Source organism: Pseudomonas sp. 5.2 (assembly GCF_059025405.1).
In genome coordinates this window covers 726,477-742,965 of the sequence record NZ_JBYBHH010000001.1, presented here as the reverse complement: position 1 = coordinate 742,965, position 16,489 = coordinate 726,477, and the positions used below count along the sequence as shown (strand labels likewise).

14 protein-coding genes are annotated in these 16,489 nt (G+C 57.0%); 2 read left to right on the top strand and 12 right to left on the bottom strand.

Going from position 1 to position 16,489, the window contains the following annotated elements:
* Positions 1-94 precede the first annotated feature (94 nt).
* A complete protein-coding gene (locus AC5PZ0_RS03550; RefSeq protein WP_493854367.1) occupies positions 95-355 on the top strand; it encodes a hypothetical protein in 261 nt (86 codons plus the stop codon).
* Positions 356-792: 437 nt separating this feature from the next.
* Here the strand turns inward: AC5PZ0_RS03550 and AC5PZ0_RS03545 are convergent, their stop codons facing one another.
* From AC5PZ0_RS03545 to AC5PZ0_RS03535, 3 genes are read right to left on the bottom strand one after another with little or no spacing between them, the layout of a single operon-like run.
* Complete coding sequence (locus tag AC5PZ0_RS03545; RefSeq protein ID WP_493854366.1) at positions 793-945, bottom strand: hypothetical protein; 153 nt, start codon at positions 943-945, stop codon at positions 793-795.
* The gene (locus AC5PZ0_RS03540; protein WP_493854365.1) at positions 942-1,466 is read right to left on the bottom strand and encodes a DUF2514 family protein; all 525 of its coding nucleotides are present in this window, start codon (positions 1,464-1,466) and stop codon (positions 942-944) included. Before AC5PZ0_RS03540 ends, AC5PZ0_RS03545 begins: the two co-directional genes overlap by 4 nt.
* A complete protein-coding gene (locus AC5PZ0_RS03535) occupies positions 1,463-1,951 on the bottom strand; it encodes a glycoside hydrolase family 24 protein (protein ID WP_493854364.1) in 489 nt (162 codons plus the stop codon). Before AC5PZ0_RS03535 ends, AC5PZ0_RS03540 begins: the two co-directional genes overlap by 4 nt.
* A gap of 330 nt (positions 1,952-2,281) precedes the next feature.
* Here AC5PZ0_RS03535 and AC5PZ0_RS03530 point away from each other — a divergent pair, with 330 nt between their 5' ends.
* Positions 2,282-4,075, top strand: a complete 1,794-nt coding sequence (locus AC5PZ0_RS03530) for an AAA family ATPase (RefSeq protein ID WP_493854363.1) — start codon at positions 2,282-2,284, stop codon at positions 4,073-4,075.
* 225 nt (positions 4,076-4,300) lie between these two features.
* Here AC5PZ0_RS03530 and AC5PZ0_RS03525 read toward each other — a convergent pair whose 3' ends face one another.
* The 9 genes from AC5PZ0_RS03525 to AC5PZ0_RS03485 all read right to left on the bottom strand — a co-directional run bounded on the left by AC5PZ0_RS03525 (position 4,301) and on the right by AC5PZ0_RS03485 (position 16,481).
* The gene (locus tag AC5PZ0_RS03525; RefSeq protein WP_493854362.1) at positions 4,301-5,128 is read right to left on the bottom strand and encodes a hypothetical protein; all 828 of its coding nucleotides are present in this window, start codon (positions 5,126-5,128) and stop codon (positions 4,301-4,303) included.
* A gap of 29 nt (positions 5,129-5,157) precedes the next feature.
* Positions 5,158-7,095, bottom strand: a complete 1,938-nt coding sequence (locus AC5PZ0_RS03520; RefSeq protein WP_493854361.1) for a sialate O-acetylesterase — start codon at positions 7,093-7,095, stop codon at positions 5,158-5,160.
* Between the two features lie 43 nt (positions 7,096-7,138).
* A complete protein-coding gene (locus tag AC5PZ0_RS03515) occupies positions 7,139-7,576 on the bottom strand; it encodes a hypothetical protein (RefSeq protein WP_493854360.1) in 438 nt (145 codons plus the stop codon).
* A gap of 53 nt (positions 7,577-7,629) precedes the next feature.
* Positions 7,630-10,728 (bottom strand): host specificity factor TipJ family phage tail protein, encoded by a 3,099-nt coding sequence (locus AC5PZ0_RS03510; protein ID WP_493854359.1) that lies wholly within the window; start codon positions 10,726-10,728, stop codon positions 7,630-7,632.
* On the bottom strand, positions 10,700-11,101 hold the full coding sequence (locus AC5PZ0_RS03505; protein WP_493854358.1) for a hypothetical protein: 402 nt from the start codon (positions 11,099-11,101) through the stop codon (positions 10,700-10,702). Before AC5PZ0_RS03505 ends, AC5PZ0_RS03510 begins: the two co-directional genes overlap by 29 nt.
* A complete protein-coding gene (locus AC5PZ0_RS03500; protein WP_493854357.1) occupies positions 11,101-11,586 on the bottom strand; it encodes a DUF1833 family protein in 486 nt (161 codons plus the stop codon). Before AC5PZ0_RS03500 ends, AC5PZ0_RS03505 begins: the two co-directional genes overlap by 1 nt.
* On the bottom strand, positions 11,583-15,149 hold the full coding sequence (locus AC5PZ0_RS03495) for a phage tail length tape measure family protein (RefSeq protein ID WP_493854356.1): 3,567 nt from the start codon (positions 15,147-15,149) through the stop codon (positions 11,583-11,585). The genes AC5PZ0_RS03500 and AC5PZ0_RS03495 overlap by 4 nt, the downstream gene beginning before the upstream one ends.
* Positions 15,150-15,205: 56 nt before the next feature.
* Positions 15,206-15,568, bottom strand: a complete 363-nt coding sequence (locus AC5PZ0_RS03490) for a hypothetical protein (protein ID WP_493854355.1) — start codon at positions 15,566-15,568, stop codon at positions 15,206-15,208.
* Between the two features lie 94 nt (positions 15,569-15,662).
* The gene (locus AC5PZ0_RS03485; RefSeq protein WP_493854354.1) at positions 15,663-16,481 is read right to left on the bottom strand and encodes a KilA-N domain-containing protein; all 819 of its coding nucleotides are present in this window, start codon (positions 16,479-16,481) and stop codon (positions 15,663-15,665) included.
* Between the last annotated feature and the right edge of the window lie 8 nt (positions 16,482-16,489).

Here is a 16,489-nt window from a genome sequence, read left to right as displayed (position 1 = left end):
CCGTTGGGCAGCCAGCGCGTTTGGCAGTTCAGACAACCTTTCCTATCGACGATAACGCCTCCCCGGCGAGGGCGGCGCATGCGTGGAGAAAGCTATGATTGAAGCCACCGAGAAGCAGCTCGGCCTGCTCTGGCTCACCCTTGGCTTGTGCGCTGAATGCTCAGACCGACACAGCATCAGCCGCAACCACTTCCTCAAAAGCCCAGGCTATGAGGACTCGAACAACCTTGATGTGCTGGTGGCGGCCGGCCTGAACAAGCGGGCGGAGAAAGATGGCCAGAAGATCGCGGGACATACGACTGACGGTATGACCAGGAACTACCAGAAGCTGGATAGTGGCGAATTCGCCGGATAGTTTTGCGCCCATTTTGCGCAGAGCCGCCCATAAAAAAATCCAGTCACCGCGAAGTGACTGGATTTTTTAGGGATTTTTGGTCGGGACGGAGTGATTCGAACACTCGACCCCTTGCACCCCATGCATGCAGGACCTAGCAACACACAGTAAACACGGCACTTTTCTTGGCGCTCGCTGCAATCGACTGCTCATAGGTGCCAACAGCTGCGTGAGAGTGTCACGCAAAAATCACGCAGGCATTTTACTCGCCTGCGCCCGCCTTCGGCGTTCTGCCGACCGTTTCCCTTCCTTTATACAGCTACTCACAGGCCAGGCCCTAACCCTGGTCTCCAATCTCGGCCAGTCGGGCCTGAGTTGAATGCTCGACCAGGTTGTAGAGCCGCTCGATGGCCTGAGCCGGGATAGCCTTCAACACCTCGAGCGCCTCGACCAAGCTTTCAGCCCTCGCCTGGGGCGATCAGGCAATTGACGGCACTGTCGGCTACCTCGATCTGCGCCAATCTTCTGCGGAGAAGGCCATGGATCTCAGGCGGCATGATGATGCCTGGCAAGAACTCGCCGGGCTGGGCGTTATCGTAGGGGCTGCTCACTTTTCTCTCTCCTTGATGGAGAGGCCATTATAGATCGACTCGCACGCCAGCCCAGCTATTCGACTTCGCTCAAGCGCTGTCGCGAGGTCTCCCGCCATTCGGTCAGCTTCTTCAAGCAATCCCCCGAGCACCACGACGGCAGAGGTTCCTGCCTGGTGCTGCTGGGCAGCGATGGTGTCGCAGGTGGATCGGTGGCCGGCGCGCAGTCGAGCGATTTCACCCCGCAGCCCACCAGCAGCAGACTCAGCAGCAGCGGCGCGACCTTGGGCCAGTTCCAGTTTCTGTCGTGCACTCTCACCCTCCTCATCCGCCACAGCCTGGCGGCGCTGTTCTTCCTGTCGGGCTTGGGCCGCGGTGCGCCTGTCGCGCTCAGCAACCTGCAGGCGGTAGTCGGACAGCTCGCGCCTGGCCGTCGCGGTATCGCCATGCGCCACCACAATCCGGTACTGCTGCCCACCGGTCACCAGCACTAGAGCTATCAGCCACCAGCACCAGGCCGGCACCGCGCCGAGCCAATTCATGCAAGCGTCCCGCCCAGCTCCACCCAGCGACCGAGCAGCTTGTCCAGATGATGCGGGTTCTGGTCGTAAGTGTTGCCAGGGAAGCTGGCCCAGATGTTCGAGCACTTGGCGATCGCCTGCTGGATACGCCCGGCCTTAATGTCCTCCAGCGCCCGGCGCTCCCGGATCTGCTGCAGCGCAATGCGATCCTGATTCTCCGGCGTGAACCCGCCAGCCAGGCGAAGGCTGACTCGGTACGCGTCCCAGTAGCGCTCCAACAGCTGATACCGGCCGGCCGCCGTGCTGGTTACCGGCCTGCCGTTAATGGGGAAGGTCAGCTTCCGCCGCGGGTGGTCGTCGTAGCCTTGGAACAGGCCGCCGCCATACAACACGTCGTAGCCGTCATCGCTCGCTTTAATGGTAGAGGTACCTTCCGAGAAGGCGATCAGGTCCAGAAAACGGTGCACTTTCGCACCGCCCACCTGTAACTCAGTGAGTTTTGTCATAATTCTTCCAATCAAATAAGCCCGCCTTGAACGAGCCAGATTTTGTCGATTCACTACGCTTTGCCCTCATGGACGTTGCGCCTCCCGCCATTCTCATCGAAGATAAGCAATCAGGAGATTGAGGTTTGATGACCAACCAAGAGTGTTCGACCTCAAACGATCAAATCACCTTCACAGCAAGCAACGATGAAACTTAGATTCAATCAAGCCGAATGGAAACTACCCCGTAGACGGCAAGTACAAGCGGTCAAGCAGAAACTCCCAGAACAGAAAAAACTACTGACAACCTTAATGATAATTTTTAAACAAACATGCTAAAGGAAGCATCAATTGCCTATAGAAGCAAAACTCACCCAGCAATATAAATCACTTCCAGAAGGAATGGAAATAATGTTTCCCGACTTCTGCCTACTCACAGGAAAGAACGGATCAGGAAAGAGCCACATCTTGGAAGCAATGAATCAGAACATAGTAAAAGCTTCCGGAAAAATACTTAACCGAAAAGCCTTAATCCCATTTAACGGCCTATCCCCACAAATTACCGAGCAATGCCAACCAAATCACTTAGCTACTATTTCACGCGCAACCTGGGCGAAACTCAATGAATCAATAGGCCCTTACCGCAGATTAGGTAGAGCGCACCAAAGCACTGAGGAAATGATCACACAATATTTAAACATTGAAGAGGGCGTGGACTTACCGCGCAATAAATTAATAAGAGACATCACAGAAGCAACCGGAAAACATTTCACAGAAATAACGGAACCGGATGTACATGAATACATGTCCTTCACAAGCGAAACAGGAAGATCTCTATTCCAATCGCAGATTGCAGTTATATTCCAAGCATATCATGCAAGGCAGCACAAAAATCAATTTCGCGAATACAGGGCTAGTAAAGGCGAAGCAATTGAATACCTTCAAGAAGATGAATTCCTCAAGCGTTTCGGTCCGGCGCCTTGGGATGTGCTAAACGAAATACTTGCGAAATCACAACTCCCTTACAGATTCGAGAAACCAAAACTAGACAACCTTGACGTAGGCTTTGAATTACGCCTTATCAATCCACTCACGCAGCAGTGCATATCACCCTCTGAGCTATCAACAGGCGAAAAAGTTCTGATGTCACTTGCTCTAGCCATTTACAACACATCAGAGGAGGCAGAAAAGCCTGACCTTCTCCTCCTAGACGAGCCAGATGCGGCACTCCACCCGAGCTACTCAAAACTGCTAATTGAAATAATTGTCGAAATTATTGTGATAAGAGCAGACATCAAAGTAGTCATGACAACTCACTCTCCGGCAACTGTTGCGTTAGCGCCAGCCAACTGTATTTACCAAGTTGATCGCATAAAAAAGACACCAGAGCTAGTAAGCAACCTAGTTGCAATAGCAAATCTAACGGAGGGCTTAGAGTTTTTCAGAGTAGGATACGAAAATCGACGTCAAATATTTGTCGAGAGCAACTATGACGCGCAATATTATGATAAAATATTTCAGATCTTAAATCGCAAAAACAGCTACAAATACCAACCGTTTTTCATGAATCCTCATCGTGAAAAAAACACAAATTCCAGCGATGTCAAGACCATCATCGACCAGCTAATAAGTTCGGGATGCGATACTGCCTGGGGGATAATTGATCACGACAACATAAACTCTCGCAGCAATAAAATATTAGTAATAGGAGATGGGAATCGATACGCTATCGAAAACTACATCCTTGACCCTCTGTACATTGCACTTTCTCTAATACGAGAGCGAGCACTTAGCTTTTCTGATTTTGGAATCAACAACAAAAGTCGATATCCTGAGGCCAGCCAGTTAACAAGAGATGAATGCCAACAGTTGATTGATAACTTTCTAAGCATTATAGGCATTGCACTTAAAGATCTGGCACCTGCAACCTTAATCAATGGCTTCATAGTTTACTACCCCAGAGAATTCCTTTACCACCAAGGGCACTCATATGAGAGCCTTATTAAATCTAGAATACCAAAGCTAAATGCGCTATCCAAAGGGAAAGGGGACTCTGGCCTTAAGCTGGCGATTATTGAGACAATCGCTGACTTTCCATTATTCTTACCTATGGAAATAGAGAGCATTTTCAACCAGATAAATTGAAAAGAAGCCTTCCCACAATAACAATTGAGAGACCATAGACATGAACACCGAAATAACTCCCCAACCAGCAAACACTTGGTCTCTCAATCGTAGTCACTGACAAATACCACCGAAGAATTCGTGAGTTGGAAAGTTTCTCCAGGCGCAAAAAAGCCCGCGCATGGCGGGCCTCATCTTGTGGGCAAAAAAAACCGCTCGAAGGCGGTCGTTTGCTTTCCGGGTTACTCACGCAACCGCGTAGTAGGTCTTCATTTCCGCCACCAGTTGCTTAAGCTGAGCAGCACCGAGCTCGGTTGAAAGCAGTGACTCGCTGAAGGTGTACAAATCCCCGATCTTCGAGTTGCGTAACGCGTTGTTGCTGTTGTGATAGCCAAGCTCCAAATATGCGGCGGCAGATAGGGTCGGCGTGGCTACAGTCTCCGTGCGTTGCGTAAACGTGTCGGCATCGTTCACCGACAAGGAGATCATGCGTGTCGCATGGTTGTAGTCGGCCACGAAGATTCCCCACTCAGTGAGGGGAATGGGCTCATAGATAGAGGTGAATTCACCAGACCCCGTGGCGATGCTGTTTCGCCCCTCCACCACCGAATACTGCTGACCATAGGCACGGAATGCGCGCCGGGTGGCTATAGCCCCGTCAAAACCGACAACGAAGTTGGTCAGGTAGTTACCCGCACGGTCTGCCGCTTCCCAGGCGAACGCACCAACCAGGGTGTAGGACTGGGTGAGGCTTCCCGGCGGCAGGGCGAGCGATGCCGCAGCCCCCTGCCCGCCTGATGCTGCTGGTCCAGAGTAGAGGCCTTCACGACCGCCAACGGTCACGATCTGCCACCGGTCAGTATTGATGCCCATCGGGGTCAGCGGCTGCCCCGTAAGACGGCATCGGCCCTCAACCCCGCCCCCGTTGAGTGCGCGCATGCTACGCGCGCTAACCACATGTTTGAGCGATGCAATTCGCGCAGCAACTGCGTCAGGGGCAGTCATGATGATTCGTGGAGCACCTGCAGCTGCAGCCGCGGTGACGCCTGGTAGTCGAATAAGCTGACCAGCCATGTATTTGTTCCTTCAGTCTGTGAATGGTTTCAAGCGGCTTGAATTGCAATGCGCTGGTGGCAGGCCCAGTTGTAAACAGGGCGACCCTGGCCGTCTCGGTCAGGGCTGTTATCGCGGAGGCACGCACGCGCGCCGGTCGTTGGGCCAAGTGGTTGACCAGCTACGCCAGCGTCAGCGATTCCTATGTAGGGATTTGCGCCGGTAGGCACAGCACTGAGCGTGACTTCCAGAAGGTTGTCGCCGATTAGGCGAACCTTTGAGACGCTTGCGCTTAAGGCGTCATCCACATAGCGAACGCCCCAGTTGCCAGGGTCGCTGACATTACCGGTATCAACAGTGAGCGGCCCGGATGGGGTGTGGAACCGAACGACAACCACAGATCCGGTTCTGATCGCCGAGAGTGCATGAGTCGGCAGCCATCGACCGCCTCGGATCAGCGCTTCGCCGGCACGGGCGTGCATACACCCGATCCGGGTATAGCTATCAGCCGTCAAGTGAATGCCGTCAGTATTGCTAGGCACCCAGTATTTAGGGCCGGCGCACGCAAAACGGTCGGGGTAGTCCAGGGCGGCCTGCAGTTGTGCGAGCGGGACAAAGCTGCTGGTCATATTGTAGGCGGTGAAGTTGCTGATCTGGTCCAGTAGCATTGGCGTTGGCTCCGCCTGGTCCGCAGCCGCGCGGATATCGGTGTCGAGGTCCGACTGAAGCTGCAACAGGGCGGCCAGGTATGTGGCCTGTGCCATCGTCCGGTCAGCCTCGCCCTGAATCCAGTCAACGAATGGCACCCGGTAGGCCTTGCCAAGCCTCGTTGCCTCGGCTTTCGCCGAAGTCACCGCGGTCAACAGGTTGCTGTAATACAGAGTACCCTTGCTCAATTGGGCGATAGCGCGACCGTTGCGACCGTGGGCACTGGTCAGCAGGCCAACATCCGACGGAATGCCGCGAATCCGGTTCAACTGCGCTGAGAGCTGGACCACCGGCACCTCGCGTTCAACGCTGACCAGGGGCTTAAACGGCACCACCATTTCATTCGTCAGGGTGGCCTCTTGGTCAGCCAGAATCACACCACTCTGAATGGTGAGCAGACGGTTGGCCGTCGGTGGCTGGGTCGTCTGAACATTCGAGGTTGCCCCCATGCTCAGGGACTGGCCGTAGCCAATCACATGCAGAAGGGTCTGAACAAACGACGCAACTGAACCAGGAATGGGCACATCCACCGTAACCGAGGAAACGCCGGCACTGCGCCTGATGTAGGACAGCCGTCCGCTCGATACCTGCGGTGAAAAGTTGTCGCCGCTGGAGGTGACCTGGTACGGGGTGCCATCGACCAACACCCAGATGTCTTGGCCGCCCGCCGGCCCGTCAGCATAAGCAGCCACGGCGCCGGTGCTCTGGCCGAACGTGACCACCTCCCCGCTCCATTTGATGCCGAGCAGCACCACGCCTTGCGAATCGACAACCGCCCAGGCGTAGTCGCCCAGCAGGTCAAGGCCTGGGAGGGTGTCGAGAATGGCGTGCACAGCACCGTTAGCTTTGACGCCGAGGATCGCTCGGAAAAACTCATCCACGATCGCCCATGGCATTGCGTCATCGAGGGAGCGCGGCGGGGTCTGGCTGAGCGCTGTGCGCGCCATGGCATCAGCATTCTGCGTGGCCAGCGCGCTCGGGTATGTGGCGATGTAGGCTGCCGTACCGCTCTCGTTTCGGTAGAGGTTGACGTATTCCTGTGCACTGGTAGAGATAACGCTGAAATAGCCGCCAGGCTGAGTGCCGGCCAGGCCCAGGGCAGTGCTGGTGTAGATGAGTGCACCGCTCATCTGGACTGCGAGGTCGGCCAGGATCTTGGCATTGGTCGGGCGCATCACTCCGCCACCAACGTCCATCATTTTGATTTGATCGGACAGCATCAGCTCATCGGCCTTATCGATCGTTTGTGTCAAGCGCGCGAGATCTTCGGCTCCGCTCATGTTTACTCCAGGCGAAAAAAAGCCCACCGAAGTGGGCAGGGAATTAGGTGGCCGTGGCGCCAGGCCATGTTCGGGTGTACCAGCGCTCAAGCAGCGAGCGCAGTTGGGCTGTCATCTGCACAATCGGCATGCCTGCGAGGAGTGAAGTAAACTCGGCCTCATCAATGATTGGCAGTTCGAACAGTTCGAGCGTGGCGGTGTAGCGCCACAGGCGTGTACCGACCAACTCCGGCCCGACCGGTATATCTACAAATTGCGCTCGCGTTGGCTGGACATGGTCGTCAAGCGGGCTCTTGAGCGGGCACAAAAACCAATCCGCCCAACCAATCCCCCATTTGAGCCAGCCATCGAACAGTCGCGCCTGCCTTGCGTTGAAGAGAAACGAAACCGTCACCTGCGTGGGAACGCTGAGAAATGCCCTGCGAGATCTTGAGCGCCCGCTCTGCATTCGAGTCCGGCGAATCGGGCTCGTTGGCGTCATGGCATACCCATCCCGCAGAGGGAGTGGCAGGCCGTCTGGATAAGAGAGCATGATCAGGCATCCTCAGGGGCGAAGTTGTTGTCGTCGGCGTAGACCCGGGCGTCGTAGTTGACGGCCTCGACATCAGCGGCGTAATCGCCCGGCTCAATCGAAGTCACCAGCACCGAGTAGCACCACCTGGTGGTTGTGCCGAAGAGCAGGTGCGGCGGCTCGATCTCATAGGACAGGTCAGGCACGAAGTCGATAATCGGTACTGCGATACGGAACTTGTCCACTCGCGATGCCGCCCAAGGCCCGCTTACCGATCCGTCTGGACGGCGCAAGGCCAGAACATGGCTCTGGCCTTCGGTCCATTCGAATGGCTCTGTGCTTTCGATGATTACTGGCCCCTCTCCCGAGGTGTAATCAACCATGATTGCCGACTGGGCGTAGCCCGGTATGTCATCCGCCACAGCGTCGTAGCTCAGATAGCCACTGTTCAATGCGTCAAGCTCAGTGCTCCAGCTGTAGCTTTTGTTCTGGTACACCTGGGCCCGGCGCTTGCGCATTCCATACCGCCAGGCCCGGTCACGGTCAGTGACGCCATCGAGCGTGATTTCCTGGACTCTGTTGAACGCATCGCCAGGGAGCTTGCACTTCACCGGCTCCTCAGCCCAGGTGGTGCCATCCCGATACTTAATGAGCACCCCATCGTAGTCGTCCGGCGCGGGCAACGTGAACGACCGCTTGAGCGGCGCGGTCATGTTCTGCGGTGTGTACATCTTGCCGATCTGGGTTCGCGGCTCGTCACGAACAGGCGTGATCTGCCCTCGCTCCAGCGTGAACTCGGCGAAGCCTGCCGTTAGCGCATCGTTAATGCACTCTTTGACCGTGCTCGAGTCTTCTACCGAGAAATCAAAGTAGTCGCCGCGCGCAGACCAAATCTCGCCATAGCGAGCAAGCTCTTCGATATTGAGATCATCGTCCACTGCCCCTACCGACTTACTGACGTGATTCACCCACGGGGTGATATCGCGTGTGGCCACGGGTTCGGTCCATTCACCGCCTACCAGGACCGGGAGTTTTCGGGTGGCAATTACCGACACCTGACTTTCTGCTTGCGCTGATAGTCGCGATCCGCCCCGGATGTAGAGCGCCATCGTAGTCACCCCGTTGTACCTGGTAGGCGCTTTATCTATCCGGCCTCGCAAGCCATACCACTGCACCCGGTTGAACTTGAAGTTCTCTGTGGACTCGGCACCGATCCGCCTCACCCTGATCTCGGGACGGATGTAGGTCGCTGCAGTAACCGCCCTGGTGTAGCCCTGCTGATCCTGGCTCATCGCTTCGAAGGTGTACGTACGAGTTTCCCAGTCCCCGGCAGATGCCGAGTCACGGAACTGCACCTCGACTTTCGCCCAGTGAGATCGGATGTTGCCGTTCTTTTCCGTGAAACGGGCAAGGCCCTGCGGGAAGAAGAAGTCCAACTCGAAACGACGTATCACCTCACCCTCTGGGCAGCCATAGAACGGCCCGGACCAGTCGCCCTCCTTGGTGGATTCGTCCAGGGTTATTGAGAAGTTGTTAGTCTCGATTGCATCAAAACCACCCCATGCATCATCTACCGCTCCCGTATCAGTAAGGCGGGCAACAGTAATTGCTGAAGGCCCATGGCTCTCGTCTTCCGGAGTTTCCTCGTCATCTTCTTCCGAGTCGTCGGAGACTGCTGTTATTCGGTACCGCAGGTCGCGATATCCGATTGATGACAGCAGCTCGCCCGTCTGAAGTCCGATCGCCGGCGCGCCGCCGTCATAGGCCATGGTCATTCGGGCATCCTGGCCTTCGGTTGCAGCCTCCGACTTGACGCCCGCCACCGAAACCGGGGAAACACCCAGGATATCGGCTGCAGAGCCGGTGATAGACAGCCCGACTCCCATGTACGGCGCGGCCTGTTCAGCGATGCGCACACGGCCACTGATGGCGCTGGCGGCCATCGGAGTACCTGCCAGTGACGTATTGATCGCAGAGACCAGGCCTGCAAGATCTGTGGCATTGGCGGTCAGATTGACCGGAAACTCACTGGCCCCGCGGAACACCGTGAAGCTGGCCGGCGTCACGTCGAAGTCGAAGCGCGCCGGAGCAGCGCTGCCAGTGATCATGGAGGCGCTACCAGGGACTGCAGGCGTCCCAGGAATTTCTGGCGCGTAGCTAGAGACAACATACTCGCCGGCGTTGGCGCCGGAAATCTCGATGCGCATCCCAACGGATGGCTTCAGCATCGGAACATGCGGCCCGCTTACAATCGTTGCGCCGCCATCGCCTGGGGCGGTGAAGGTGTACGGGTAGAAGATTTCAACCCGCGCAATCATGCCGCCGTCCCAACCTACTGGGAACCACCCGGCCCCTTCGGGAACTGTCACGACGGTATCCGCCACCAGCACAGCATTACCAGAGAACTGCTGCAGCACCTCAGTAGTCGTCGTGAGCGTCAGGCCTGAACCACCGGTGCTGGTCGAACCGACCTCGGTCGAGCTGTGCCACCACAAGCGAGCCGGCTCAGCCGCCAGGGACTCGCCCGGGCCGTAAATGGCGTGCCTTGCTGTGCTGCCTAGGGATGCGATAGGCGTATCGCCAATCTTGACGTCTGTTGGCTTGATCTCGAATTCGCCAACACCCACGCATAGCAGCAGCTCCACCCACTGCTCAGTGGCGTTCACGAAATATCGGCGCGGCGGCACCAGATAATCAGGGAACATCCGGGTTCGGCCTGCGACCTCGCGGATGACATCACCAACCTTGACCTGATTGCCGGTCGTCTTCGCCAAGTCCAGGTTTCGCCCGCTTCGCGCTAGGCTCTTCGGAGTGGAAAGTGGTTTCTGGGTGAGCAGTACGACGCCTATCGCAACGACGGCCGCGACCAGAGCCCAAACAGCCACTTCTACTCCTTTAGGCTCCGGATAGATGCAAACCAAGTCCTCGGGTCCGAACTCTACGAAGTGCCAGCGACTGGGAGCGATGAATAGGCCATTCAGCTCGATGCTGATTGGCGGAGATTCACGCCGGCGGTAGCTCGGCACGTTGTCCTTCAGCCACGACTCGATCGTCATCACCTGCTTGGTTTTGTGGCGCTCCAGCGGAGCCCCCTCAAGCTTGCTCGGATAGAATTCGATCACGGTGATAGCTCACTTTTAGGTACTGGTCTTGAAACCGCCTCAGCGGCTTGATCGTGGCCCCGGCGGGCTTCATCTCCAGGCCGTGCAGCCGGCCGTCCACCTCAACGATCAGCGCGACATGGATGCAGATATCGCCCCGCCATACGCAAGCGATCGCCCCCACCTCTGGCTCGCAACGCTCCATCGCGCCGGCCTCCTGGTTGACGGCACGGGTGAACTCCCTGGGCATCGTGTTGCGCACATAGCCCCAACTGGGCATCAGCGGCAGGCCAAAGACCTCGTGGCGGACAGCACGCACCAAGCCCCAGCAATCAAAACGCGCAGGGCCACGCGCGCCATCCTCGTAGGTGGCGTCTAGATATTGGTCGAACATCAGGTGTACCGAAGTGCCGGAACGAAGTCCAAGGTGTACTTCTTCCGTGGCCATGCCAGGTTGATGAGGTCGTAGTAGCCAGCCTGCAGCTGCACGGTGGTGCCCTCCATGTAACCGCTCAGCACCGTCATTCGGTAAGGGCGATCAGCAGGCACAGAGAGGTCAGTGGAAAGGAAGGTGCGGAACACCAGGGTGATCTTTGCCCGGGCCTCCAAAGCTTGGTCGATCAGTTGCTGGGCGATGCCTGTCACGTTATCGATGGCGAACGTCAGCGACTGGTTGCCGCTGTTGTCTCGCTTCGGCAAAGCTGCATCGAATGCCGTGGCGATGAAGGTGGCTGTCACACCACCCTCTGTAGTCGCCACGATGTCGTCGAACCCACTGCACAGGTACAGCGGGGCCACCCAGGCAGAACACCTCAACTCAAGGGTGGGGATGATTACCGCCCGGCCACCAGATGCGTACAGCGTCTCGATAGCCGTCATCGACCCCTCCGCTTCAGTCCATAGGTTTCTTCGAGAACCTTGGCCTCCCTGCCGCCGCTGCGGATGTTGGAGACCCACAGGTCAGTGATCTGCTTCCCATCGGTACCGGTTCGACTCTGCACCTGGCCCGCCCGGCTGGCGTCCTCATAGAGGTTCACCTGAGCACCCTGCTGAGCCGGGGCGGAGGATGGACGGTCGCTGGCAACCGCCCTGCTCGCGCCGGCGGCACCGCTGGTGGTCATTCTTCCGCTGCGCAGCGCTTCCACCGACGCAACCCCACCGAACCGCTTGATGTCAGCCTGACTCCAAACCACCTCGCCCTTGTGGACGACGCCAGCAGGCTCATTGACCCCTCCATCACCGGTGTAACCGCCGCCGGAGAAGCCCTTGAACAGCGCAAACGCCGCCAGCAGGCCAGCACCACCCACGATCGCGGCGGCACCAAGCGTACCGACCGAGGCAACCAATGCCGCCGGCAGCCAGGCGGACAAGGTGGTCCCTGCCGCTGCAACCTGTGCAGTAGTGGTTGTTGCGGTGGCTGCGAGGGAAGCGCCGGTAACAACGCCGATTCCAGTAACCTCGGCTGCGGTCTTGACGCCTTCCGCCGCCACCTTGGCGCTTGTGGTGGTGGCAATGCCAGCCAGCTCCAGGGCGGTATTGATGCCATACCTGGTGCCCATCTGAATAAGCGAGCTCAGCACCTCAGTGACGATGGTTTGACCGAGGCTAGCCATCGACTCCTCAAGGTTCTTCCCTTGAACAATGGCCGCTGCCGCGTTATCGCCGATCCCCTGGGTCACCGACTCCATGGTGTTGTAGATCATGTCGGAGGTCTGGCCGGCGATGTCGCGCGCTCTATCGCCATAGTCTTCGAAAGCCGAATTCGCCCCGTTCAGCCAGTTCCCTTCGGCGTCTGCCAGGTCGCGGTAGTTCTGCAGGATCTGCTTGGTAGCAGCATTGTGATTGCTCGCCAGATCGGCTTTCTTGGTGTCGAACTCGTTTTTCGACATGCCGCGAGAGCCGTCTCCATACTGGTCAGCCAGCGTGCGCTGGTCCTGGGTATAGCGATCATCACGAGCGTTGAGCTCTCCCGCGATCTGACGATTACGACCACCCTGCCCCACGCCTGCCACTGCCCGGGCGCCCGACTGGCGGAGCGTGTCGAGCTGCAGTTGCAGGGCCTCGGTGTAACTGGTGATGGCCCGCTCCTCAGACTTCAGCCGGCCCTTCTCGTTGGCCGAAAGGACGGCCAGATCGCTGTCAGCATCCTTCTGCGCCTTGACCATGTTGGCCCGGGCATCTGCGATCTTCTGATCCAGCTGGATACGCTGCACTGCAGTCGTGCTGCTGCGGTTCTTCGCATCCTCCAGGGCCTTGATCTGATCCTCGTAGGCGGCAGTGACCTGCTCCTTCTCGGAGTTCGCCAGAGCAACGCGCTGGTGGTAGTAGGCCTCCTGCGAGACGATTCCGGCCTTCTGAAGGGCGTCCAGTTCCTTCTGGTTGTTGGCGGAGCTGGTGACGATGGCCTTGAGGGCGTTTTGCTGGTCGTTGACAGAGGTGAGGTCAACTGAGGAGGTCCGGCCTGCTGGGTCCTTGAACTTTTCACGCTCTTGTTGTTTGAGCTTCACGATGTCTGAATCAGTGACCGTAAAGCCATCTGACCGAGCTTTAGCTACACGACGATCGACCTCCTCAAGTGCCTTCTTGAGCTTTTCGGCTTTTGGCGCGGTCTTATCAAGCTCATCCTGAATCCACTTGTAAGCACCCTGGCCTTCTGGAGAAACCACAGTTTTATCTGGCTTCGAAACACCGACAATTTCGTCAAGACGGGCTTGCCAAGCTTTTATCTTTTCGAGGTCGTAATTACCCTCGTTTCGAAACTCAGGTCGGATGTTTTGCATGGAGCGGATTTGCAATCGAAGCTTTTCGGCAACGTCATCCAACGACGGGGCTCTCCAAACGCCTTTGATGCCATCCCACATTTTGCTTGCGGCTGAACCAATATCGTCAAAGAGCTTGGGAAGCCCGCTCATTTCCTCCCTGATTAATTGAGCGCGCCGACTCATTGTTTCACCGAATTGTTCGGTGATCAGGCGTACCGCTTCTGTCTTTTCGCCCTGCTCAACCAGTGCTCTCGCTTGCTCAAGCGTGGCCGCGGTCAACCAGTGATACCGCTCATTGAGCGTCTCTGCAGCCTTTACAGGGTCGTCTGCAATTCTGCTGAACTCGGATATGGTCTGCTCCACCGACCGCCCGGTCGCCTTCTCCATTTCAAGGGCAGTCTGGGCAACGGTTTTGAAGCTTTCTCCGGCTAGATCTCCTGCGCCAGCTAATCGAGCTAAAACGGATGCTGCCGCGCCAGTTGTCCCAACGGTGCTGCTGATTTGTCTCGCTAAATCAGTAAGCCGAGCACCCGAAGTATTCGCGTAATTTCCAGTCAGGATGATTGCTTGATTAAAAGCGTCCTGCTCTCTTCCAGCTTGATAATAAGCAACGCCAAGGACCGCAATGCCTGCGGCAGCGACGCTTATGGGATTTACCAACCCAGCAATGTAACCGCCCATCGCTTTGGCCGCAGCCCCGACACCGCCAAAAGAATCTTTGACCTGAGCACCCTGCTGAAGCAGAACGGTCAACGGGGCCTGACCGCCCTGCAGGCTCACCACCACATCGCTAAATTGCGCTGGCAGCATGCGCATAGCGGCAGCAGTCTGTTTGGCGCTCATGCCAGTCTTGTTAATTGCGGCATCCATACCGCCTAAGGCAGACCTTGCCTGATCTATCTTGGCCTTGTACTCCCCGAAGGACTCGGTATCCAAAAGTTTCTTGTCGCGATAGCCCTGAAGCTTGGACTCCATCTCATCCAAGCGCCCTAGAGCGGCTACCGTCGGATCGATTTTTCCTAGCAGCTCTTGCAGGCCTGCAGCTTCCGCCTTACGAGATTCTGTCGACTCCTTCGAGGATCGCGATAGTCTTTCCTCGGTCTCAAGCAGAGACTGGGCTCGAGTATTGATTGCTGCCTGTCGGGCTTCGCGGTCGGAAAGGACGGCATTTGCCTGACTTGTTGCGGTAGCTTGACGCTCAAGAGAACTATTTAACGACTGAACATATGTGCTCGCCTCAAGTGAAGCCTGCGCCATGGCCAGCAAGCGGCCCTTTTGCTGTTCGGCGGTCTCAGCAGCCTTTCGCCCTGACTGCGCCGAAGCATCTGTAGATCCAGCCAATTTCGTCTGGGCCTGACCTGCCTGGTCGGCTCCAGATCGCATGGCATTCAGGCCCTTGGCCGCCGAAGTGAAGGAGTCGGACGCAGATGTGACAGCTCTGCCAACAGAGGCCATCAACTGAGCCGTTTGGGCCTGACTGGCATTGAGTGCCCGCAGCTCTTGAACAATCTGCCGGGTATCCCCTTGCAGCCCGCTTAGCGCGTTCTCCCACGCCCTGCCTGTTTTTCCGGCTGACTCCTCGCTTCGCTTACCTGCATCGACCAGCTTGCCCAGATTGTCTACTGCCTCAACGGCGTCGCCTGAATCGATCTTGATGCCGAGCTCGGCGAAGTTGGCCATGCTGTACTCCGGGCATAAAAAAACCCGCCGGAGCGGGTTTAGTTAATTAAAGAGACTCACTTATGCAGTTCTGCAAATGAATCAACGTAGTCAATTGTGAAGGTAATTTTTTTGCCTTTCTGGTTGAGTTCCAACCAATCCTCATGAGGGATAGTGCTTGCTCCCGCTTCGGGTCCGCCGGGCGACTGATCAAGCGCAGACTTCAGAAGTTTCAGCCTTTCCCTATAGGCGCCGTACGCCTTGGAGAACAGTTTGCACTCCTGCGTAGATCCCGTTCGCCTAAGCTCGCTCTGGCATAGTTCACCTTGCTCTGAGGCTACAGTGGCCGACGCCAATGCCGATGAAAAATTATCGGCAAGGCTATCCGCGAGAGCCAACGATGAGAAAACGAGGCACATGCCTAACAAAGCCAAACGCATCGATGACACCTCCATTGGTAATGGCGTCACTTTAGCATCGCAATTCAGCAGCGCCAAAACCCCGCGCTGGCGGGGTTCGGCTTTAAGTGGGTAGCTACCGCGACAAACCGTGCGCCACGACCTCGGGCATTTCAGCCTGGAGCTTCTCAGCCAGTCGCTTCAACGGCTTGGCCACAGATTCCTTCCAGAGGATCTGCTGAATAGGCTTGCCGTCGCTGTGCTTCTTGCCAGTGTCGGTTATGACGGCGAACTCCTTGCCATCCGGCGTTACCTCCCAGCGCTTCTTGCCAGGCTTGTACGTCACATGATGCTGCAGACCGCACTGGGCCAGCAGCTTGTTCATGCTGGCAGCACTCATGCCGAACTTCGCGCCAAGCTCAGTTGGCGTGTAGTTCAGTTCCTGGGCCTCGTTGACCAGGCGTTTCACTCCAGCCAACTCCATAACATCCACGCCAATGGTCTCCTTGACCATCCGGTTGGCCGCGAGCTTGGCTTGGTTTCCCTCAAGGCCGAGGCTGTGAATGATCCGCAAGGAGGCGTCGAAACTTTCGGCAGCAGCCGGGAGACGCCGCTCTATTGGAATCACCGGGTCGTTCGACGCCTGAGAGCCTACAGAGTCGAACGTGCGGACAACCCGAATATGGAACTCCGGACTGATCCACATCGCATAGCTGTAAACCAACTCCTTGCAGGCGTAGGTTCCTGGCGCCGAACCGCCGCGACGGACATCTGTTGGGGCAAACTCCATTTCTGGTGTTAGCACCCCAACCAAACCCTGATAGCTGTCGGTCCTCGTCCAGCGCCAAGGGCTATGACGGTCTTCTCCCCCAGCTGCTTGGTGAAAATCGTTCAGACTGAAGCGGCCATCATGGTCCTGGTGAATCTCGATACCTGCGATCATCAGCGCGCTCATGCGGCAGC